The sequence below is a fragment of the Pseudomonas sp. Pdm06 genome (genome assembly GCF_014851795.1).
GTDB classification, from domain to species: domain Bacteria; phylum Pseudomonadota; class Gammaproteobacteria; order Pseudomonadales; family Pseudomonadaceae; genus Aquipseudomonas; species Aquipseudomonas fluorescens_AA.
Genome location: NZ_JACVAH010000035.1, coordinates 1 through 2,284 on the forward strand (window position 1 = coordinate 1; position 2,284 = coordinate 2,284).

The 2,284-nt window shown below is 67.3% G+C and carries 1 protein-coding gene; it reads left to right on the forward strand.

What is annotated here, in order from left to right:
• Window positions 1-2,284: condensation domain-containing protein (locus IB266_RS30405; protein ID WP_192264437.1), on the forward strand; the 2,284-nt coding region annotated here is incomplete at both ends.

Here is a 2,284-nt window from a genome sequence, read left to right on the forward strand (position 1 = left end):
CATCGCCAACCTGCGCTTGTACATCCTCGACGAAGCCATGCAGCCGCTGCCGATTGGCAGCATCGGCGAGTTGTACATCGGCGGCGTCGGCGTGGCCCGTGGCTATTTGAAACGCCCGGACCTGACCGAAGAACGCTTCCTCGCCAGCCCGTTCGTGGCCGGCGATCGCCTGTACCGCACGGGCGACCGCTGCCGCTTCCTGGCCGATGGCAACATCGAGTACCTGGGGCGTCTCGACCATCAGGTGAAGTTGCGTGGCCAGCGCATCGAGTTGGGGGAAATCGACGCTGCGCTGCTGGCCCAGGCCGGTATTCGCGACGCCGCCACCTTGTTGCTGGATCAGCGCCTGGTGAGTTTCTGGTGCGGTGACGCCGATGAGGCGACCCTGCGTGCCGACTTGAGCGACAGCCTGCCCGTGCACATGCAGCCAAGCGTTTTCGTGCAGCTCGACCGCCTGCCGCTCAACAGCAACGGCAAGCTCGACCGTAAGGCCCTGGCCGCCGCGCCGCTGCCACACAGCCAAAGCGACCAGCCGCGCACCGCGCCGCGCAATGCCACTGAAACCGTGCTCTGCGAACTCTTCAGCGAGGTGCTGGGCTGTTCAGACGTCGGTATCGAGGACCACTTCTTCCAACTCGGCGGCCACTCCTTGCTGGCCACCCGCCTGGTCAGCCGGGTCCGTGAGCGCCTGGGGGTGTCCCTGCCCTTGCCGCTGGTGTTCGCCCAACCGACGGTCGCGGCCTTGGCCGAGCATCTGCGGGCGGCCCTGCCCGATGAATCGATCAGCGTACAACCGCGCCCGGCGCAACTGCCCCTGGGCCTGGCCCAACGCCGGTTCTGGATGCTCAGCCGCCTGGTGCCGGAGTCCCGCGAATACCACATGCCGTTCGCCCTGACCTTGCGCGGCGAGCTGCAGGTCCAGGTCTTGCGCGAGGCCTTTGAGCAGGTCAGCCAGCGCCACCTGGTGCTGCGCAGCCGGATTATCGACGTCGACGGCGAGCCACAATTGCTCATCGACGACCACGGGCCGGCGCTCGCGGTCACTCGCGCTGCAACCCAGGACTGGGCCGCGACCTGTGCCAACGCCCAGGACGAACTGATGACGCCGTTCGACCTGGCCGCCGCCGCGCCTTGGCGTGCGCACCTGCTGCAACGCCAGGGTAGCGACGAAAACCTGTTGCTGGTGTGCCTGCACCACAGCGCCACCGACGGTTGGGCCATGCAGTTGCTCATCGACGAACTGACCCAGGCCTACGCCGCCGGCCTCAGCGGGCAGTCGCCCACGTGGACGCCGCTGGAGATCGACTACGTCGATTTCGCCCTGTGGCAACAGCACCCGGACACCCAGGCCCGGCGCAATGCCAGCCTGGACTACTGGAAAAACCACTTGGGCCAGGACGACTACCAGCTCGACCTGCCCATCGACCATCCACGCGGCGCCGAAGCCGATCGTCGCGCCCGGCAACTGAGCGTCCGCCTCGGCACCCCGCGCGCCGAAGCCATCCGACAGTTCGCCCGTCAGCGCGGCACGACCACCTACGTGGTGCTGGCCACGGCCCTGAGCGCACTGCTGGCCCGCTACAGCGGCCAGCGGGAGATTCGCCTCGGCACCCCGGCGGACCAACGTGACCACGCCCAAACCCAGACGTTGCTGGCCTGCCTGGTCAACACCCTGGTGCTCCGCAGCGACGTCGACCAACGGGCCCCGGCCGAGCAACTGCTCACCAGCCTCGAAGCCGACCTGCGTGCAGCCCAGGCCCATGCCGACCTGCCTTTCGCCACCTTGGTCGGTGCCATCGCGCAGAACCGCGACTTGAACCGCACGCCGCTGTTCCAGGTGCTGTTCTCCCTCAACTACGGCCGCGTCGACAGCAGCCAATGGCCGGGGCTGAACGTCGAAGAGCAGATGTTGCCGGTGATCGACGCCAAGTTTGAGCAGAGCTGGGAAGTCCAGGATGACGGCAGCGACATGACGCTGGCGCTGGAATACCAATCGGCCTTGTACGACGAAGCGACGATGCAACGCTGGAGCGCGCAGTGGTGCGCGCTGCTCGACGCTCTGGTGGCAACCCCTGGGCGCACCCTGGTCGAGCTGTTCCCGCAACAGCAGGACCAACAGCAACTGGACCGCTGGAACGCCACCGAACGTCACTACAACGGCCCGACCAACCTGCACACCGCCCTGAGCCAGCAAGCGGCCCTGAGCCCCAACGCCCCGGCGCTGGTGTTCGAAGGCCAGCGCCTGAGTTACGCCGAACTGGACCAACGGGCGCAAACCGTCGCC